Source organism: Stieleria maiorica (assembly GCF_008035925.1).
In the GTDB taxonomy this organism is placed as follows: Bacteria; Planctomycetota; Planctomycetia; order Pirellulales; family Pirellulaceae; genus Stieleria; species Stieleria maiorica.
On record NZ_CP036264.1, the window covers coordinates 7,086,867 to 7,103,651 of the forward strand.

Here is a 16,785-nt window from a genome sequence, read left to right on the forward strand (position 1 = left end):
GTAGAACTGTTGTCTCAACGGTTCTCTGGTGACCGCGGAGCGGGCAGAGGGTGCCGGGGTCAGCCGCGGGCGGCTGAGGGGGAACAGTTGGGGACAACGGTTCTACAATCCAGTGTAGAACTGTTGTCTCAACTGTTCTCTGGTGACCGCGGAGCGGGCAGAGGGTGCCGGGGTCAGCCGCGGGCGGCTGAGGGGGAACAGTTGGGGACAACGGTTCTACAATCCAGTGTCGAACTGTTGTCTCAACGGTTCTCTGGTGACCGCGGAGCGGGCAGAGGATGCCGGGGTCAGCCGCAGGCGGCTGAGGGGGAACAGTTGGGGACAACGGTTCTACAATCCAGTGTAGAACTGTTGTCTCAACGGTTCTCTGGTGACCGCGGAGCGGGCAGAGGGTGCCGGGGTCAGCCGCGGGCGGCTGAGGGGGAACAGTTGGGGACAACGGTTCTACAATCCAGTGTAGAACTGTTGTCTCAACTGTTCTCTGGTGACCGCGGAGCGGGCAGAGGGTGCCGGGGTCAGCCGCGGGCGGCTGAGGGGGAACAGTTGGGGACAACGGTTCTACAATCCAGTGTCGAACTGTTGTCTCAACGGTTCTCTGGTGACCGCGGAGCGGGCAGAGGATGCCGGGGTCAGCCGCAGGCGGCTGAGGGGGAACAGTTGGGGACAACGGTTCTACAATCCAGTGTAGAACTGTTGTCTCAACGGTTCTCTGGTGACCGCGGAGCGGGCAGAGGGTGCCGGGGTCAGCCGCGGGCGGCTGAGGGGGAACAGTTGGGGACAACGGTTCTACAATCCAGTGTCGAACCGTTGTCTCAACTGTTCTCTGGTGACCGCGGAGCGGGCAGAGGATGCCGGGGTCAGCCGCGGGCGGCTGAGGGGGAACAGTTGGGGACAACGGTTCTACAATCCAGTGTCGAACTGTTGTCTCAACTGTTCTCTGGTGACCGCGGAGCGGGCAGAGGGTGTCGGGGGTCAGCCGCGGGCGGCTGAGGGGAACAGTTGGGGACAACGGTTCTACAATGGGGTGGACGTGCGGCGGACCGCACTACGGTTGTTCGTCCGACAATTCGGAGATGGTTTGGTAGGCGTACTTCACACCGCGATGAAAGCCGGAGTTTTCGAACAGAAAGTCATCGCTTGATGCGTAACCGCTTCGGTCCTCGGTGTTGGTGACCTGAGCAGTCAATCGAATGACACCGGTCGTCCCTTCGCGTGTCACGAATAAGAACGAATCACCGCTGTGTTGTGAATCTCGTGGTTTGGGGATGATGCGGCGCGGCACCAGCAATTCGACCGGATCGGACAGCGGATAAGGAGCCTTCCCTTGCGCCATCGCGGTCAGTTTTCGGTGGTCGTCCTCGGTGATCTTCCAGGCTTGCAATCCCAATGGCATCAAGCAATACAGCGGTTCGGTTTCACCGTCGGGCGTCAACGTGATGCCCACAACATCAAACCCTTCGCGACGCGCCCAGTCGCGGAGTTCGGTGGAACCCAATTGAGTCTTGCCGAGTGGTGCGAGTTCGCTAGGCCAGTCTGCCAGCCGGCCGGTGTCGAGGTCGAAGAAACATTGCTTGCCGGAGTTGTGGACGGACTGGATGATGCCACCGAAACCGCCGCTGACGAGATCGGCGTTCGGACCGGAAAGTGGTTCGTGGGGCTTCGTCGGCGTGACTTCCAACTCGGTCGATGAAATCAAATTCACTTTCGAAAAGGCGGGGTCATCGACAAAATCTTTCCAGTCGGCTTCCCACCAATTTGCCCACTTTTGAGCGACACGATCAAACTGTTGCTGTGCGACGCGCCGTTGTACTTTTGATCCTTCCAGCCTGATCCAATTCAACTCCATTTCATTGAAATTTTGATTCGTCAGTTTATGTAACGCGCCGACCACCTCTCGAAAGGCTCGACCGTAGTTGAAGGTTTTTCCACCGCTGCCTTTACCGAGATCGTGTTGTTGCATGAACCGCCGAAGTTCGTCGTCCTCTTCCAGCAGGAGGCCAAAGTCGCTGCGGCCGGGAAGGAGCGTGCGCGGGAAGGCCCGGATCAAAGCGGGAACGGCACGGGGATCGCCGACCGCGCGCAACGCAAATGCCAACTTGCTGATGGGGTGATCCCGCTGCTCTTCGTCGAGCGTCTTAATCAACGCCGGCAACGCTTCGTCGGGATGCTCGGTCAAGAATTTGATCGCCCGCGCCCAGACCATCGTCGGTTCAATTTTGGGACCGTCGGTGAGGATCTCGATGGCATCGCCGATGGTGTTGATCGGCGTCGCGTTGATCTGGCGCTTTTGTTCGATTTCGGCAGCTTTCTTGTCAGAGGCCTCTTTTCGCTTTTGTTCGATCGCGGCTTGCGTCAGTTGATCCGACCAGATGTACTCGAACGGTGCCTTGCCGGTTCGATCAGTGACTTTGACGCCCGGATCGGGCAATGCATCGGCTGCGAGTTCGTCCATGTCGAAGTCATCGATCATGTCGACCGCGATTTTAGAAAGGTAGTATTTGAATGTTTCTTGACCCTGGCCACTGGGATGCACCACGACGCGATCCACCGTCATGGGCCAGCGGACACCGGGTGCAATTTCTTGATAGTCTGAAAAGACGGTGAGGTTTCCCGGATACATCTGGTCCCACGCGGCGGCGGCCCAACGTGCACCCAGCGCACTTTGTTCCTCGGTCGACAATCCTTGACGATATCGATCGTACTCTTCCTGGCTTCCGATCGTTTTTCCGGACGCGTCGGAGGCGATTTTCCATCGCAGTTCCTCAGAAATGCCCGACAGGTAGTGGCGGCTGACCGCTTTGACAAGCTTGGTCTGCGCTGCGATCCATACCTGTTCGCTGCGTTCCGGTCCGACGTAGACATCGCACAGTTCGCCGTCAATCGTCTCGGTCCCCGCGTGGCGGTAATGTGTTTGCGATGGAGCGACACTGTGTTCTGCAATCAACACCGCTTGCCCTGGCCAAGGCAGGCGGTCCCCGGAGGCGGCCCAGTGCGGGTAGCTGAACGGATGGACGTGTTCGGTCAGTTGTTCGAGGGAGGCGTAGCGATAGACGTTTTTTGTTTTCTTCGGCTTGGTGGACTGGATTTCACCGATCCAACCGTCTCGGCCGTCCCAGAAGTGCGTTTGACGCCAGGACTGGTCGGGCCGGATGATACTCAGGCTGCCCAGCAGCAGTCGGTCGCCGTCCCATGCGATTTGCGATTCGGTACGGATCTGATTCGGTTGCTGATCGGCCAACTGGCTGCCACGCGCTTTCCACAGGCTCGCCATGTCTCGCTTGGGATACGGCTGCATCCCCGGGACGTTGATTTGGCGAGCGGATTGCCGGAACGCAATTCGATTGGTGTTTTGCAATCCGAACGTCCGGGCTCGCGCGGTGGCCACGGCGCGGTCGGCATCCGCACGGTCGGTATCGGTGAGATCGTTTTCCGACGTAGCAGCCGTCCGGTCCGAATCAGATTCCTGCGTTGTGACCTGCGCGTTGGCCTGCCAGAGCAGCGAAGCCCATACCAGTGGGACCGACGCGATGGCGATCGCAAACCCGCGACGCGGAAGTTGCAACGGTTCACGCAGTGGTTGGCCCAGCAAACTTGCGATCCGCCGGCGAAGGTCCGAGGGTGCCCGCCCGTCGGCTGCGACGGTTGCCAGATTCGCTGATTCTGTTGGACAGGATGCTTCGGCAACCAGCAATAACGCTTCCGCGTAGCGCCACCGTGTTCCGCTGTCGCTCGATGTGTCCCCCTCATCGGCAACCTGGCAGGCGATCTCGTCGCAACAATACTCACGCAGCAAGCTGGTTCGCCGACTGATCATCCATAGCGCCGGATTAAAAAAGAGCAGTGACTCGGCAACACGCTGCAACAAGTTGACCCACATGTCCTGCCGTTGCAGGTGGGCGAACTCATGCGCCAAAATCATTTCAAGCTGTTGCGATGAAAGCCCCGTCATTGCCGACGCGGGCATCAAGATGGTCGGTTTTAGTAAACCCAGCACCTGAGGGACGACGAATTGTTCGGTCGTCGCGAGTCGGGGTAAGACGTGAAGCGACCATCGTTCTGCCAACAGGCGGATCGACGCTAACAGAGGCCCATCGGTTACCACACGACTTTGCAGACGAATTCGTTCGGCTCGGATCATGTCGCGACCGAGTCGGATTAGCATCGTCATCACGCCAAGAAGATAGAGCCCGACAATCCATGAAGGAGCCCCTCGCCACAGGTTTTGCCCAATCGCGTTGCTGATGCGATGGTCGTTACCTTTGTGAAGGTCATTGACCACGGCATTGGCATGCGCGTCCGAATCTGTCTCCGTCGAGCCGGTTCCGGCGACTGCATCACTGCTTGACGACTCGGCGGCGACCTCTGGCAACGTCTTGTTTTCTGGTGAGCCAACAGAAGGGAAAGTTCCCGTTCTTACGATCGCGGGGCCAACGTCCGCGGCTGTGATCTGGTTGTCCGCTGGACGGCCGTTTGCAATCAAAACAAACGTCAACGGCACGACAGCAATGCTCAAGAACACCCCCGCGACATGCAGCAAGTATTTCCGCTCGACCGTGCTCCGACCCCATCGACAGGCCAGCCAAATGAACAGCGCGATCAACGGAATCTGCCACAGCGAATGCAGTAGCGTCACGCAAATCTGCCAGCTCAACTCAGCCGACACAAAGTTCCAAGCGTTCATTGTTCCCGCTCCCTACGTTTGCGATTGACCATCCGTCGAATCTCATCCAGCTCGTCGCGATCGATCTCGCCGGTCTCCAGCAGGTTCAAAACCATCGCGGTCGGCGAGCCTTCGAACAGTCGCGAAAGCAGGTCCGAAACCATGCCTCCGCTGATGCGTTCCTTTTCGACCTTCGGCGAAAACAGAAAGGCTTTGCCGTCTTTTTGGCGTTTCAGAAAGCCCTTGCGATGCATGATGTTCAGCATGGTGATCACGCTGCTGTGGGCGAGCGTGCGGCCCGCGTCGGATTCCAACCGCGCGCGAACGTCCCGCACAGGAAGCGGGGACTCGTCCCACAGGACCTTCAAGATCTCAAGCTCAAGCTCTGTCGGGTACTCCGACTCTGGACGTGCCATCGGTTCCTCCCCACTGCCAAGATTTAATTCTTTAGAAGATGGTAGGGGGCGGCGTGAACGAAGTCAAGGAAAACGTGAGAAGAAGTGCTCGTGCGGGCCGCGGGGGAAACGGGATGATGGGTGCCGGGGTCAGCCGCGGGCGGCTGAGGGGGGAACCGTTGGGGACAACGGTTCTACAATCCAGTGTCGAACTGTTGTCTCAACTGTTGTCTGGTGACCGCGCAGCGGGCAGAGGGTGTCCGGGGTCAGCCGCAGGCGGCTGAGAGGGAACAGTTGGGGACAACGGTTCTACAATGGTGTGACCGCGCAGCGGACAGAGCGTGCCAGGGTCAGCGGGCGTTTTGAATCAGGCTGCGCGAAAGGCGTTCCATTTGTGCGGACAATTGCGGGTTGATGCCGCGGTACAGGACGGACAGTGACTGGTAGGGAAGCGGATAGGAGGGGTCGATGCGAGTTGCTTCGCGGAAGGCTTGTTCGGCCGGTCCGAATCGGCGTATCTTGCCGAGCGCAAGCCCGAGGTTGTAGTGATCGACGGCCGACCGCCGCAGCGTCACCAATCGCTGGTACGTTTCGACGGCAGCCTCGTACTCGGCCGCGCGGTACTGGTGATTCGCCAAGACTTCTAGCGCACCGACACGCGCCCGGTGCCCGATCGATGGATCGGCCAATGCACGATCGGCATAGCTCTGGCCGCGTTCGGAATGCCTGATCGCCTGCGAAGCGTCCGCTGCAGATTCAGATTGCAGGTCGGCAAGTCGGGCGAGCGCGGACAGCACATGGGGCGCCGAAGCATCGGACGATTCCAGAAGCGACGCTTCGATGGAGCCCGCATCGAGTCCACGTGTCTTTGTGGTATCGCCGTTGTTTTCCAGCAACCAGTACGCTTCAGCCAGTCGGTCTGCGGTTGCGGCTTGTTCCGGCGAGATTCCTGGGGGCAGCGGCTGAACCCGCCGCAGGGTGACCGGGGCGTTTGCCGGCGGGGCTTCGTTGGGCGGCGATGACGAATAGACGGCGATCCGGTGATTGGTCGTCGCTGAATGGACTGCATCACTGGGCCTTGATGGCATGTGGCACAGGACGCATTGATTGTCGTTTTCAGCTTTTCGCTGGTCGAGAGGAACTCCGCATGCTTGGTGGTTGTGACAGCGATTGCAATGGTCACGGTGCAGCGTGGCGCGGTCGGTTGCCGGTTCCGCGTGGTGGGGATCATGGCAGGTCGCGCAGGTCAACGTTTCGGATTCTTGGTAGCAGATGCTTTGCCACATCTGATCAAAATGTTGTGCAAACGGATCGTCGGCCCTGCCATCCTCGGCATGATAGACCAGTCGGGTTTCTGCAAACTCGTTGCCAGGAACGAAGTCCCAAATGTCGTTGCCGAATGTTTCCACGACGACGTCACCGTTGAGGTGGCACTGTGCACAGATCGATTCCAACTTTGACCTTGAAAGCGCCGTCGGGTCGATCAATCGAGCGTCGTCGGGGGGCGCTTCCGCGTCCGGAGACTCCGCATGCGACCGATGGTATTGGACGTGACGTTCACCGGGGCCATGGCAGCGCCGGCATCCGATGGCGAGTTCAGTGATTTTGGGGTGCTGGGGCTGTTCCCGTGAGAGGTTTCCGACGTGACAGAACAGGCAGTGTGTTTCAACGACGCGATTGCAACCACGATGGACCTGTTCGTCGTACCCGGGAGCCATCGCATAGGCTTGATCGGCGGTGTACCAGGTGACGGGCGATTGAAGCAAGTAGCCGCCGTCGCGCAGCACGTACGCCTCGGCAAAGGTACCGCTTCCCATCACAAACTCGACCGGCATCTCCGCGGTGCGAAGTTTCGGATCGGAGTCTTGGTTTGGGGCGTCTTGGGCGCGAAAGTGCAGCCACTCGCGATGCCATAATTCTCCCGAGCGGTTGATGATCTCGTACGAGCGTTTGCTCCGCTGGTGATCCATCGCCACATCCGTGCGGATTGCTTCAAGATCGACGGGGCGGAGCGACCGACTGTGGGCCGTCTGCATGTAGGTTTCGTAGCGGTCCTGGTGACACTCCACACAGGCCTGCGATCCGGCAGGCGTCCCCGGTCGCGATTTCACCGTTCCGATAAGTGTGTCGTCCAACGGAGCGGTGGAATCATCACCCGCCCGAACGGTCTGTCCCCGGCGGATTTGATCCTCGCCTTCCGTCGGCGTGTCGGAGTGGGAATCGCAACCGGAAACCGCCAGAAGACAGATTGCCAGACACAGCGTGGACGCGGTTGTCGCGGTCGTGCAAAAAGCGGGGCGACGTTCTGTCACGAGGTCTCTTGGATTGGTTTCGCTGTGAGCCGACGGATCCTGGTGACCCGACGGGGCCAGACAATCGCGTCGATTCAGCGGGGTTGGGAGAAAGGATTGGGGCTAAACCTCGCCATCATTTATACAGCAATAAGTCGCTCGCGTTACACTATGACGATCGGGCGGCAGAACCGAATTGCCGCAATGGCCGTCGGCTTGCGACGGAATCGTTCGTCTCCATGCACCCCGGCAATCCGGTTGAATCTCCTTCTGAAGTTCCAAGCGTGAAATTGGCTCCCCGTCCGTCCTGGATCCCCCCGTTGCTGTCTACCGCATTGCTGTACGCCACATTACTGGGCGGGTGCGGAACGCCCGACGAAGACGACGCCGGACGAACGCAACCCGCGACGGCCGAGGCACAAGACGCGCGCACCCTGATGGAAGCGGCGATGCGCGCGGGCGATTGGCAACGGGCCGATCGCTACGCGACACAGGCGATGATTGCCGATCCCGACAACCCGGACTTGGTCACGCTGGTCGCCAAAGTCAACGCGTATTGCGACCGGAAACGCGATGCGGCGAATCTGTTGGTGGAGGCTGCCCAGCTGGGCGAGTTCCGGCCCGCGTCCCGGGTCACCCTTGCGGTGCAAGCACTGATCGAAGTCGGTGAGATTTACTCCGCGATCGAATTGCTGGAACGGTCCTTGGCGGTGCATCCGCAGGAGCATTCGCAACGCCGCATGCTGGTCGGATTTCTGGCCGAGGTTCAGCGGACCGATCGGATCGGCCCGCATCTAAAAGTATTGATCAAGAACCGGGCGTTTGATCTTTCGTTGCTGTTGGCGACCACCGAACGATCGTCGCGGCGGCTTTCGGAGAACACCGCGTCGCGATTGTTGCAACGCAACCCCGCGGACCGTCGTGTGCGTCTTTCCGACGCGTTTCTGTATCTGTATCGCCATGATGCACTCCAGGCGAACAAGGTGCTGGAGGACATCTTGCGGCATCACCCCGAGTTCGCGCCGGCGCATGCGATGTATGGGCAAGGGCTGGTGATGGCCGAGCGTTGGAACGATCTGCCGCGTTGGATCGAAGCCGCCCCCACGCAAAGCCCCGAGTTCGCCGGATACTGGTTGACGATTGGCGATTTGGCGATGAAAAACGGAAACACGGCGTCGGCGGTCCGCGCGTATTGGGAGGCGACGCGACGCGACCCGAGCAGCAGCCTGGCGTGGGATCAACTGCGACTTGCCATTCATCGTCTCGGTGCCGGTGAATCCGAGTTTCGTGACGCCGTGTCCCAGGAACAGCTGGCGATCGTGTCTGGGCATGCCGACGCCGTGCTCAATCTTCGCGAAAGTTACAATGAATTCACCGGCGGGGGAATGGTCAGCCAGAGCCAAGCGGCGGATGTGGCGGCTGCGTTGTTGCAAGTCGGTCGCATCTGGGAAGCGGAAGCTTGGTCGGCCATCGCGACGACGCTTTCAGAAGATCCGAGCGATCGATTGGCAGATCTTCGGGAATCGATTGTCAGCCGTCTCGCACCCGATCTGGAATGGATTTCTGGTGACATCGCATCGGCGCGTCTTGATTTGTCGTTCCTGCCCAAACCGACGCTGGAGGAAGTTCCCGATGTGGAATTGCGATCGGACGTCGTTCCGGCCATCGCAATCGACGATCATTTGCGGTTGTCCGAGCGATCGGATCGTTGGGGGCTCACCTCGGTCGGCCAAGGGAACAATCCGACCAACGCGCGTCTGGCGGCATTGATTCGTTCCACGGGCGTGGGCGGCGGAGCGATCGATTACGACTTGGACGGTTTTCCTGATCTGATGATCATGAACGCCGGCGGCACGATGCTGCAGAACGACTCCATGCCCAACGAATTGATGCGGAACCTTGGAAATCGAATGGTTCACGTCGGGCCGTTTGCCGGCGTGGCCGATCGCGGGTTTGGACAAGGCGTGGCGATCGGCGATTTTAATGAAGATGGTTTTCGAGACCTGTTCTTTGCAAACCTGGGAAAGAACCGATTGCTGCGAAACAACGGTGATGGAAGCTTCACCGATTGCACCGATCGGCTTCATGACCGTTCGGCGGCGGCATGGTCGACGTCCGCGGTGATGGTCGACATCAACGGTGATTCGATCACCGATCTGTTGGTGACCAATTATTGCAAGACGGTCGAAAACTTGGACAAGGCCTGCCCCAATGAAGAAGGCGTGCTGGGCCCCTGTCATCCGTTAAAATTCCCGGCCGAGCACGATCAGTTTTTGATGGGGACGGCGAAGGGGGAGTTCGAAGACGTGACCGACACTTGGGTCGATCCTTCGGCTCCCGGACGCGGATTGGGGATCGTCGCCGGGGCTCTGGATGGCCAACAGTTGGGGATCTTTGTGGCCAACGACATGTCACGCAATCAGTTCTATCAACGCGAGTCCGGCGGCCCGATGAAATTGGTCGAATCCGCGTCGGCGCGGGGAGTCGCCGTGGACGCGGTCACGCGCGCCCAGGCGTCGATGGGAGTCGCCAGCAGCGACTTTGACATGGACGGCGACCTCGATTTCTACGTCAGCGGATTCGCACGTGAATACAACGTCTACTATGAACAGATCTCGCCGGGGATGTGGAAAGACCAGACGGGGAGACTGGGGTTGACGGAACCGACACTCTCGGTCGTCGGTTTCGGCACCCAAGCAGTCGACCTGGACAGTGATGGGATCGACGAGATCCTGGTGACCAACGGGCACATCGGCGAGTTTTCTGGCCCAGACGTTCCGCCGTATGAACAGCCGTTGCAACTGTTTCGGCGGGATGGCACAGGCCGTTTTGCGTTGGTCCAGGACGATCCCTGGGGCGAATACTTTCGCACGCCGCATGTCGGCAGAGCACTCTGGACAACCGATGTGAATCGAGACGGACGCAACGACGTGGTGATCACCCACACGCACGAGCAGGTCCGTTTGCTAATGAATGAAAGCGACGATCGAAACAACCGAGTCGCGTTTCAGTTGGTGGCCACCGACAGCAGTCGCGATGCCGTGGGGGCGGTGATCCGTTTCCGCAGCAACGGTCGTCCGCGAACCCTTTGGTCGCTGGCCGGTGACGGGTACTTTTGCAGCAACGAAAAAACATTGATCGCGGGGATTGGAGCGGCCAATGAAGTGACGGATCTGTCGGTCACTTGGCAAGACGGTTCGGTGGACCGGATCGGCACGCTGACGGCCAACGGCCAGTATTTGATCACCCAGGGCATGGGTGAAGCGTTCCCGATGTTTCGGTATGACGATACCGGGTCGCGTTGATCACCAAAGGGTGAACGCGTCGGCGTCGCCTTCGACGATCAGCCAGCGATGATCGGCGGGTAAAGCCGTGATTTGGCTTCTCTTTCCACTCGGCCATCGGATCGAGAGTCGGTCGATTTGCCGTTGGTTTCCGAGACCGAAGGCGACCACGGCTTCATTTCGGCAAAAGAAACCGTCGCCGCCGACCACCCACTGGGTCCATTGTCGCCCGCCGGATTCGATGACCACTCGGGCGCCGATCGCATCGCGTTCGCTCTCCCTGCCGACCAATTGAATTTGGATCCAGTGGTTGGGGGTCGGCGTGCGATTGATCAACAGGGCCGACGTTTCGCCGAGATGTGAAATGGCGATATCCATTTTTCCGTCACGATTGAAATCCAGACGTGCCAGTCCCCTGCCGACGTGTCGGGCGTGCCAGTAACCCGACGGATCAACGACGTCCTGAATCTCGAAACCGCTGCCCTGATTGCGGAACAGTTGCGGGGGCTGTTCAAAGGGGGCGGCGATGACGGCGGATTGTTCGATATGACCGTTCGTCACGACCAAGTCCAACGATCCATCATTGTTGTAATCGATCGCTTGCGTCCCAAATCCGAGCACGGATTTACTCGCCCTGGCGAGTCCGAACCCGACGTTGCGGTCCTGGAACATGCCGTCGTGGTTGAGGAACAGGCTGGAATTTTCGTCTTGGAAGTTGGTGACGTGAAAGTCCAACGCCCCGTTGCCATCGAAATCCCCCGCGGCCACGCCCATCGAAGCGGTCGGCACGCCGTCGAACCCAAACGCACAGCCGTGTGACATCGCGACGTCGGTCCGCGAAAGCGGATTCGTCTTGTCCGCGCGGACCCAAAGCTGATTGGGATCGGTGTCGTTGCCGACAAAGACCTCGTTGCCGGGGTAGGAATCGTCAAAATCGCCGACGACGACGCCAAGGCCGGATGCCGCGGCGGATTCGGCGTCACTGATCACGCGCATTGACGCTCGTCCCGTGCCGTCGTTGACAATCAATCGGTCCACGCCGGCATTGAACTCGGCCGGTTTCAGATAGCCGACCACCTCGCCGCGCGCGTTGACCGCCGGACGTTTGTCAAACGCCGGGTCATGCAGATAGTTCAATTCAAACACGTCCGGCACCGCGTCACCGGATAAATCGGCCATCGCCAACGACGTGGTCAATACCGTTTTGTCATCGCGGTCATCGAACGCCATCGGTCGAAAGGTCCCGTCGCCGCGATTGAGGTACAACCAGTTTTCGCCGACGTTGGCCACCACCAGATCCGGGAACCCGTCCTGGTTCCAATCGCCGACCGTGACTCCCGTCGAATAGCGGTTTTGTTCTGTTCCGGCAGGCGTGGTGACGTCGACGAGTTTTCCTGCCACCTGGCGATACAAGAGGTTGCTTTCGACACCCTGATAATCCGGCGGATCGGCGCCGCCTTGGGTCAGGTATAAATCCGCGTGGCCGTCCAAATCATAATCGATCACGGCAACCGCACCGCCGACGGATTGGTACACCGAAAACCCGCGGTCCTGTCGGGTGCTGGCGACGTGGAACGTGTGCGTCAATCCGACTTGGTCAGCGACGTTTTCCAGCGTTGCGGGTTCGGACCCGTGGGCGGAGGGATCATCGATGGACGAGAGGGATTCCGGAGAGGGCGTTTGGGAAGACAGCGTCTTGGGAGACGGTGGCGAGCCGTCGTCGGTGGCAATTTTGATGGTTGGCAAGGGAAATTCATTGATTCGCATCGCGCACAGACGCGCGGTTGAATTGGGAAACCCTTGATCGGAGCGGACGAGCCGTTGCAGTTCGCCTTGAAGCACTTGCACGACGTTCCGGGGGGCCCGTTGGTAATGGGCAGCCAAAGATTTCCAGAGCACGCTTTCCAGCTTGCGATCGAGTGAATCGAGCAAGCTGGCCAGTTTGATCATGGACGCGACATCGGGCGTCGCCGCGTCGGCGATGCGGTTGTTTTCTTGGGAGATGTCACGCAGCGTTTTCCACCGCTGGGACCACTTATCTGCTTCATCGTCGCGTCCGAGCGCGGTCAATGCCGCACGCAATCGCGCGATCGATCGAAAGTCCGTCGGATCTCGGTCCAGGGCTTCCAGCAGCGCACGGACCGCTTGCTGTGGCTGGCGCTGCGTCCAGAAAAAGGTTCCGATCGCGGCCCAGTACTCGGCGTATCGTTGGGTTTCCGAATCGACTTTGCCGAGCCACCAGTGAAATTTCGCGTCATCCTGTGCTTCGGCGGCGGCGCGGCCGTAAAGTGCGACGATGGATGGCGGTTGTTGGTTCGCGTCGACCGAATCGTGCAAGACGTCGACGGCCTGCTGGAACTTTTCGTCCATGAACAGCTTTCTCGCGTCTCCGGAAACGCCGATCGGATAGTACGCGTGTGCGTCGGCCGACTCCGATGGCGTCGAACCGTCCGATGTTTCGATCGGCGGGTCGTACATCGCATCACCGGGTTGAATCAGCGAGTGCAATTCGTCCTGTCGAACGTTACCGAGTTGACAGAGCTGGCGGACATGCTCGGACGCTTCATGGCGACGCCCCTGGCGGTTGTAGAGGTACGCCAATTTGCGATGCGCCTGGGCGGCCTGTGGAACCAGTTTCAGGATTTGCAGGTAACGCCGTTCTGCATCGGCATAGCGTTCCAATTGAAAGGACCAATCGGCCGATTGTCCCAGTGCGGGCAGTCCGGCTTCGGGATCGTCGGCGGGGACGGCAGTCAACAGATCAACGGCGCGTTCCAAATCACCGCGGCGGGCAGCAAGGTTCGCCATGCGGAACAGGATTTCGAAGTCTTGCGGGTTGATCAACATCAACCGTCGCAGCGCCGACTCGGCACCCGCGATGTCGCCCTGTTGTTCCAGACGTTCGGCCGTCGCAATCGCGGCGTCGCGATCCGGTTCGACGCCCGAGTGTGACTGCGTCGGTGCGGGGGCGATGGACGGCGACGTCGTCGAGGATGGATCGGCGGGATTCGGCGGGTGAGCCTGTGGCTCGGTTTTGCGGGTCTGCGACGGAGTCTCGGCGCGGTCGCACCCGCTGACCACCAGCGACGTCAGTGCGACGAGCATCAGCGATTTGATCGTTCGTCTGCTCACTGGACCACGCCCGTCTCTTTTTCTGGCCGATACGTTTCCGGCTGGTTTTCAACGATCAACAGACGCCTGTTTGCCGATTGACGGCCAAAACGTTGGCGGAGTCCGCTGGGCCACAGGACGTCGATTTGATCCACCGCGGTGGCGTCGCCCAGGCCGAACGATACGATCTGTTCGTTCTTGGCCAGATACCCGTCGCCGCCGACGACCCACCGAGTCGATTGCCGGTCAGCGAAATGAATGGTGATTTTTGCCCCGATCGCATCCCGTTCGCTTTGCACGCCGATCAGCTGCAGCTGCAACCAATGGTGGTGTGTCGGTGTCTCGTTTAGAAGTACGGCGGTGGGCTCACCGACGTGGGAGATCACCAAGTCGTTTCTTCCGTCACGATTAAAATCGAGCATCGCGACGGCGCGACCGAGGTGTCCGGCGGCCCAATAGCCGGACGGATCGATGACCTCCACTTGTCGGAAACGTCCACCCAGATTGGCGAACAATTGGGGCCGTTGCTTGAACGGTCCGGTCATCGAATTGTATCGATCGATATGCCCGTTGCTGACCACCAGATCGGGCATCGAGTCGTTGTTATAGTCCAAGGGCTGGGAACCGAAACCGAGGACCGACCGACTGGGGACGCCCAGCCCATATTCGATGGCGCGATCGCGGAATGTTCCGCCGCGGTTGAGATACAGGCAGGCACTTTCGTTTTGAAAGTTGGTGATGTGTAGATCCAGAGATCCGTCAAAGTCGAAATCGCTCGCAGCGATCCCCATGCTGGCCGTCGCGGCACCTCCCGATGAGTAAGCGCTCCCGTTGACGACGGCAACATCCGACCAACTGTTGGTGCCGGCATCGCGGACCCACATTTGATTGGGCGATTTATCGTTGCCGACGAACACGTCGTTACCAGGACGTCCGTCGAAATCCGCAATCACGACGCCCAGTCCCTTGTGTGCATCGCTCGCCTGTGGACTGATCGGTTGAAATCGCACACCTCCGCGGCCATCCCCGGTGCCGATGCGATCGATCGCTGATTGAAAGTCACCGGGACCGACGGCATCGATCACGTTACCGCCGGGATCGCGTTCGGGCAGTTTTCCGATTTGGGAGTCTTGGATGTAATTGAGTTCAAACATGTCGGGTAGCTGATCACCGTTCAGGTCGGCAATGGCGACCGAGGCCGGCATCCGGTGTGGATCGTCGCTGTCGGGAAGGTTTTGGGCCGTAAAGGTCCCATCGCCGTTGTTGATCAACAGAACGTTGGGGCCGATGTTCGTGACGACGATGTCGGCAAAGCCGTCTTGATTCCAGTCGCCGGCCGTACAGCCGATTGTGTAGCGGTCTTCGGTCAGCGAGGCATTGGCGGTGACGTCGACGGAACGCTGGTCGACCGTTCGATACAGCATGTCGGAATCGGTGGCGACAAAATCCGGAGGACCGGCGGCGCCTTGGGCACCGTAGACGTCCGCCCAGCCGTCGAGGTCGTAGTCCAGCACGGCGATGCCGCCGCCGGCTTGCTGGTACATCGCAAACCCCGAGTCTTGAGGTTCCGGGGCGACGGCGTAGGTATGGTTCAGGCCGATCTTTTGCGCGATGTTGACAAATGTCGCGGGCAGCGACGGGCTGTCATGCTGCGGTTGCGTTTGCGGTCGACTTGACGCGGAGATTTCCGCGGCTTTGATGTCGGGAAGCGGATAGCCGTCGGGGGCCATCCCACACAAGCGGGCGTGATGATCCGGAAATCCGCCACCGCTGGCGACCAGATTTTGCCGCTGGGTATTCCAGTATCGCATCGCCTCGGCAGGCAGGCCGCGGTAGTACGCTTCCAGGGATTTCCAGGCGACCGCTTCCAGCTTGCGATCGATCGCGAACAATTGCGATGCGAGTTCGTCGATCGCGTCGACGTTGGGTGATTGGGCGCCGGAAATGGAGTTGTTTGCAGTCAGGATCTGGTGCAATGATTTCCAGCGCTGTTCCCATTTCGCATAGTTCTGCTTGTCCCCAAGAATCTTCAGCATGTACAGCAAGCGATTGATCGTTAGGAAGTCCGTCGGGTCACGATCCAGTGCTTCCAACGCGGCGCGAATGGCGGGTCGGGGTTGTTGCTGGCCGGCCAGGTAGGCTGCCAATGCGGCCCAATACTCAGCAAACTGGCGGACCGAATCATCGGTTCGGCTGATCCAGCGGCGAAAGGCTTCGTCGTCTTGTGCTTCGGCGAGTGATCGGCCATAGAGTGCCACGATGGATGGCGGCGCGGCATCTGCGGTGACGACATCGCGCAGCAACTCGGCCGCCTCGGCAAATCGTTGTTCGGTAAACAACACCCTTGCTTGGCCGGAGCGGCCGATCGGTTGATAGTCGACCGAATCGTCATCGGCCGTCGCGGGGTCGGAGACCATCGCATCGCTCAAGACGATCAACGAATGCAGCTCGTCCTGGCGAAAGTCTCCCAGTATGCACAGTTGACGGACATGTTCGGCGGCTTCATGGCGACGCCCTTGGCGATTGAACAAGTACGCCAGTTGGCGATGTGCCCGGCCGGCGTCGGGGACCAGTTGCAACAGACGCACATACTTTTGTTCGGCGTCGGCGTAGCGTCCGATTTGCAGCGACCAATCCGCCGATTGGCCGAGCGCCGGTAAACCGGCCTCGGGATGATCGATCGGGATCGAGTCCAGGAATTCGATGGCCGCCGGCAGATCGCCGGCGTTGGCATTAACGATCGCCAACCGATAGATGACGTCCACGTCATCGGGGTCACCGATCAACAGTTTTTTGAGGACCGCAACGGCCTGGTCGAGTTCTTTCAATTCGATCAGGCGATCGGCTTGGTCCAGTTGATCCGCCCGTGACGGGGCCGTGATAGGTTCGGCCGCCGCAGCCGATGGAACGGCCGGTGCTTTTGTGGTCGCCGATGGTTGATCGGAATCCCGGTCGGATTCAGGCGCCCCGTTGCATCCCAACAACAGAACGCTCAGCAGCAGCAACGCCGACCAGCGAACGGATGGACGCTTGCGGGGTGGAAT

At 59.8% G+C, this 16,785-nt stretch carries 6 protein-coding genes; 1 reads left to right on the forward strand and 5 read right to left on the reverse strand.

The genetic code is table 11. The annotated features are described in order from the left end of the window. Positions 1-1,045: 1,045 nt before the first annotated feature. The 3 genes from Mal15_RS24140 to Mal15_RS24150 all read right to left on the reverse strand — a co-directional run bounded on the left by Mal15_RS24140 (position 1,046) and on the right by Mal15_RS24150 (position 7,367). Positions 1,046-4,681, reverse strand: a complete 3,636-nt coding sequence (locus Mal15_RS24140; protein ID WP_147870103.1) for a M56 family metallopeptidase — start codon at positions 4,679-4,681, stop codon at positions 1,046-1,048. Further along, complete coding sequence (locus Mal15_RS24145; RefSeq protein WP_147870104.1) at positions 4,678-5,076, reverse strand: BlaI/MecI/CopY family transcriptional regulator; 399 nt, start codon at positions 5,074-5,076, stop codon at positions 4,678-4,680. The genes Mal15_RS24140 and Mal15_RS24145 overlap by 4 nt, the downstream gene beginning before the upstream one ends. Positions 5,077-5,405: 329 nt before the next feature. After that, positions 5,406-7,367, reverse strand: coding sequence for a tetratricopeptide repeat protein (locus Mal15_RS24150; RefSeq protein ID WP_147870105.1), 1,962 nt, complete (start codon positions 7,365-7,367; stop codon positions 5,406-5,408). A gap of 263 nt (positions 7,368-7,630) precedes the next feature. Here Mal15_RS24150 and Mal15_RS24155 point away from each other — a divergent pair, with 263 nt between their 5' ends. Next, the gene (locus tag Mal15_RS24155) at positions 7,631-10,651 is read left to right on the forward strand and encodes an FG-GAP-like repeat-containing protein (RefSeq protein WP_167547018.1); all 3,021 of its coding nucleotides are present in this window, start codon (positions 7,631-7,633) and stop codon (positions 10,649-10,651) included. Here the strand turns inward: Mal15_RS24155 and Mal15_RS24160 are convergent, their stop codons facing one another. Beyond that, complete coding sequence (locus Mal15_RS24160; RefSeq protein WP_147870107.1) at positions 10,652-13,762, reverse strand: FG-GAP-like repeat-containing protein; 3,111 nt, start codon at positions 13,760-13,762, stop codon at positions 10,652-10,654. After that, positions 13,759-16,746: an FG-GAP-like repeat-containing protein gene (locus tag Mal15_RS24165; RefSeq protein WP_167547019.1), complete on the reverse strand. Its 2,988-nt coding sequence runs from the start codon at positions 16,744-16,746 to the stop codon at positions 13,759-13,761. Before Mal15_RS24165 ends, Mal15_RS24160 begins: the two co-directional genes overlap by 4 nt. Between the last annotated feature and the right edge of the window lie 39 nt (positions 16,747-16,785).

What these genes read in the sequence shown, in the direction of transcription:
- Mal15_RS24140 (WP_147870103.1), bottom strand. Translation starts at nt 4,681, where the DNA reads ATGAACGCTTGGAACTTTGTGTCGGCTGAGTTGAGCTGGCAGATTTGC.
- Mal15_RS24145 (WP_147870104.1), bottom strand. Translation starts at nt 5,076, where the DNA reads ATGGCACGTCCAGAGTCGGAGTACCCGACAGAGCTTGAGCTTGAGATC.